This window comes from Streptomyces sp. WELS2 (assembly GCF_013870595.1).
Lineage (GTDB): Bacteria > Actinomycetota > Actinomycetes > Streptomycetales > Streptomycetaceae > Streptomyces.
This window is the reverse complement of sequence record NZ_JACBWZ010000640.1, coordinates 1-3,650: the sequence shown is the minus strand read 5'-3', so window position 1 is coordinate 3,650 and position 3,650 is coordinate 1. Positions and strand designations below refer to the sequence as shown.

General features: G+C 72.2%; 4 protein-coding genes and 1 pseudogene. 2 read left to right on the top strand and 3 right to left on the bottom strand.

The window, feature by feature from the left end; genetic code table 11:
* Nucleotides 1–464: pseudogene (locus H5J33_RS27240) on the bottom strand (hypothetical protein); the annotation flags it as partial.
* 531 nt (nucleotides 465–995) lie between these two features.
* Here H5J33_RS27240 and H5J33_RS27235 point away from each other — a divergent pair.
* Nucleotides 996–1,901: an oxygenase MpaB family protein gene (locus H5J33_RS27235; RefSeq protein WP_181797492.1), complete on the top strand. Its 906-nt coding sequence runs from the start codon at nucleotides 996–998 to the stop codon at nucleotides 1,899–1,901.
* On the opposite strand, the gene H5J33_RS27230 is transcribed toward H5J33_RS27235, so the two are convergent.
* A complete protein-coding gene (locus H5J33_RS27230) occupies nucleotides 1,878–2,411 on the bottom strand; it encodes a PadR family transcriptional regulator (protein ID WP_030775286.1) in 534 nt (177 codons plus the stop codon). The two genes, H5J33_RS27235 and H5J33_RS27230, sit on opposite strands and share 24 nt — an antisense overlap.
* 103 nt (nucleotides 2,412–2,514) lie before the next feature.
* On the opposite strand from H5J33_RS27230, the gene H5J33_RS27225 reads away from it, so the two are divergent.
* The gene (locus H5J33_RS27225; protein WP_181797493.1) at nucleotides 2,515–3,270 is read left to right on the top strand and encodes an alpha/beta fold hydrolase; all 756 of its coding nucleotides are present in this window, start codon (nucleotides 2,515–2,517) and stop codon (nucleotides 3,268–3,270) included.
* A 13-nt stretch (nucleotides 3,271–3,283) separates the two neighbouring features.
* Here the strand turns inward: H5J33_RS27225 and H5J33_RS27220 are convergent.
* A partial coding sequence (locus H5J33_RS27220) for a methyltransferase domain-containing protein (RefSeq protein WP_181797491.1) occupies nucleotides 3,284–3,650 on the bottom strand: 367 nt, incomplete at its 5' end.

Here is a 3,650-nt window from a genome sequence, read left to right as displayed (position 1 = left end):
TGCAGCGCGATCTCGTCGGCGCCCAGACGTCGCTGGGCCGGCCCCCAGGAGCCGGTGTCCGGTGGGCTCAGCGCCGGCCGGCCCGCCGCCTCGGCGGGAGGGTCGTGCGGTGCGGGTACCCCGGGCGCGGCGACGGCGACGGCCAGGGGCCACCCCGGCAGGGCGGTCACGACCGCGCCTTCGTCCGGCGACAGCTCGTATTCCATGCCGCAGTCCCAGGACGCGATCGCCACCGCGACCAGCGCGACGTCGTCGATGACGACCGTCCAGCGAGCGCCGTCCCCGTCCTGGCCCAGCACCAGGCCGTACCCGTCGGCGAGCGGCGGCAGACCCAGCACCGCGCACGCCGCCGGGTAGTCGTCGCCCAGCACGCTCGGGAACTGCGCCGGTGTCAGCAGCACCGCCGTCAGCACGTACAGCGCGTCGTCCGCGGCGGCGACGGCCATATCGTCCGTCCCGGCCATCCCTGCCTCCCCAGTGGTTGGTCCGTCGGCGCGCACCCTAGTGTGCGCGCGAGCCGGTTGTCACGGCTTCGCGCACCACGCGGAGCTGCAGGTTTCCGCCCGGAAAGGGGCGAAACAACCTCCTCGGGAGGCGGGAGTTCCGCTTGGTTCGCGGGCAGACCGAGGAGGTCGCGGGCCACCGCGCCAGGCGATTCGTCGCGCTCCCTGGCCGGCGCTACGACCGCCCGGCAGGCCGGCTCGCTCACCCCGACAGCGCTTCCGGCGACACCCCAGGCAGCCGCCACCTCGATCCGGTGCCCGTAGCCCCCCGCCCGAGCGGCCGCGTAGACGGCCGCCGCCTCGGACAAGTTGTGCGCGCCCTTCTCCCGGACGCCGGCCGGCCGGGCCCGCGCGGGGGCGCGGAACCTTCCGGTGCATCTGCGGTTCGCGCCGAACGCCTGGACCCCCTTTCCCCGGACCAGTCGGTGCTGATCGCCCATCTGCTTTTCCGCAACGTAGAGTTGGAGCTTCGACGGCAGAAGGGGCGACGCGGTGAAGCGGTTCGAACATCTGGAGCGGATCCGTCGGCTGGACCCGGTGGCGGACGCGCTGGAGATCTACCGGACCAGTGTGTCCTTGGAGTTCCCCTGGGACTACACGCGCGCCCTGGAACTGGCCCTCTACCGCACCTACGCGGTACCGAGCATCGGCCGGCTGCTCGCGCGCACGGCGGAACTGACCGAGCGCACGCAGAAGCGGTACGACGACACGTCGCTCCTCCTCGACGCCGTCCTGGAACACGGCTTCGCGGCGGAGCAGGGGCGCACGGCGATCCGCCGCATCAACCAGATGCACCGCAGTTACGACATCAGCGACGACGACATGCGGTATGTGCTGAGCACCTTCGTCGTGGTGCCCAGACGCTGGATCGACATCTACGGCTGGCGGCGGCTGTCCCGCCACGAGATCATCGCCACCACCGAGTACTACCGCACCCTCGGCCGGCACATGGGCATTCCGGGCATCCCGCGGACCTACGAGGAGTTCGAAACCCTTCTCGACTCCTACGAAGAGGCCCACTTCGGCTGGGACGAGGAGGCCCGGCGGGTCTCCGACGCCACGCTCGAGCTGATGGCCTCCTGGTACCCGCGCCCCCTGGCCCCGCTGCTGCGCACGGTGACACTCGCCCTGCTCGACGAGCCCCTGCTGCGCGCCTTCCGCTATCCGAAACCCGGCGCGACGGCCACCGCGCTGGTGCGCCGGGCCGTATGGACGCGCGGCCGGCTGGTCCGGCTCCTGCCGCCGCGGCGCAGCCCGCACTTCGCACGCCAGAACCGGGAGATCAAGGGCTACCCCGACGGCTACCGCGTGGCGGACCTGGGGACCCATCCGGTCCCCGGGCTGCGCGGCTGTCCGGTGCGGCACCGGGACACGTCAGCGGCCGACCCCGTCGAGTGACGCGAGGGTGTCCCGCAGCCAGGCCAGTTCCGCCCGGCTCGTGGCACGCGCGATGGTGAGGACGCCCCGGCGGAAGGGGTCGTCCAGTTCCTCGGCGCTCAGCGGCCGGTCGCCGTCGTAGAAGAAGCTCGCCGGCTCCTCCAGGAAGGCCAGCCGGCGTCGCAGCACGGCCGCCTGCGCCGCGGGATCGGCCAAGTGCCGCAGGAACGCCAGCAGTGTGAACCAGTGGTTCTCGTCGGTGATCTCCCGCTGGGCGGGCTCGGCGAGCCGGCGCATCAGCTCGCGCCCGCCCTCCTCGGTCAGCGTCAGCACATGGCGCGGGGCGGCGACGGCGCCGGGTTCGGTGGCCCGTACCAGCAGACCCGCCTTCTCCAGCCGCTTGATCGCCGGGTACAACGTGCTCTCCGCCACCGGGCGCACATGGCCGGTGAGCGCGGCGATATGACGGCGCAGGACGTATCCGTGCAGCGGCGCGTCGTACAGGAATCCCAGGATGGCGAGTTCGAGCATGCCCGCATTCTCCCGCAGGTGCATCGCCCTTCCAGTACCGCCTTGACGGTATACATCGTTGCCGAGGTATCGTGCGGTGTTGTTGCAGCACGAGGAGGGGCACATGCGGCAGGCCGCGTTCGACAGCAGGGGCAGCCACATCCGGTGGACCGAGGCGCCGGGGGCCGAGTCCGCCCGGGTGTATCTGCACGGACTCGGATCCATGTCCGCCGTCTACCACGCCCACATCACCGCCCGGCCGGAACTGACCGGCAGGCGCAGCCTGTTCGTCGACCTGCCCGGGCATGGCACGAGCGACCGTCCCCGGGACTTCGGCTACACCCTGGACGACCACGCACACGCGGTCGCGGTCGCGCTGGATTCGGCCGGTGTCACCAGCGCCGAAGTGATCGCTCACAGCATGGGCGGCGCCGTGGCCATCGTGCTCGCCCACCGGCGGCCCGACCTCGTCTCCCGGCTGGTGCTGACCGAGGCCAACCTGGACGCATTTCCGCCGTCGACCGCGGCCAGCAGCGGTATCGCCGCCTTCGAAGAGGAGGCATTCGTCGACGAGGGATACGCGCGTGTGCTGGACGCGGTGGGCCCGCTGTGGGCGGCCACCATGAGGCTGACCGATCCGCGCGCCCTGCATCGCAGCGCCGTCGGCCTGTGCCGGGGCTCCAGCCCCGTGATGCGTACGCTCCTGGAGGGACTGTCCGTCGACCGGACCTTCCTCCAGGGCGAGAACAGCGGCGAACTCGCGGGCCGCGAGAGCCTGGAAGCCGCCGGGGTCCGCGTGGTGACGGTCCCCGGCGCCGGGCACAACGTCATGTTCGACCAACCCGGCGCCTTCGCGGCAGCTATCGCCGGAACGCTCTGAACCGGCGCGGCGGTCAGTCCTCGCGCACCGCGAGCGCGAGGAAACGGGCGTCCTCGTCCACATACGACGTCATGCGCCAGCCCGAACGTGCCAGCAGCGGGCGGAGATTTTCCTCGGCCCGCAGGTCGTCGGGTGTGATCCGACGGCCTTGGCGCGCGGCCAGGGCGGCACGGCCGACCGGATGGAAGAGCCCGAGCACGCCTCCCCGCCGCACCCCGCGGGCGAGTTCCCGCAGGTTCTCCACCGGATGCGGCAGATGGGCGATCAGGCCGGCCGCGAACACGGCGTCCAGGCAGCCCGAACGCACCGGCAACGCGGCGATGTCCGTGAGCAGCAGCCGTCCCGCGCGGTGCCGGCCGGCCCGTACGGCGGCCTGGAGC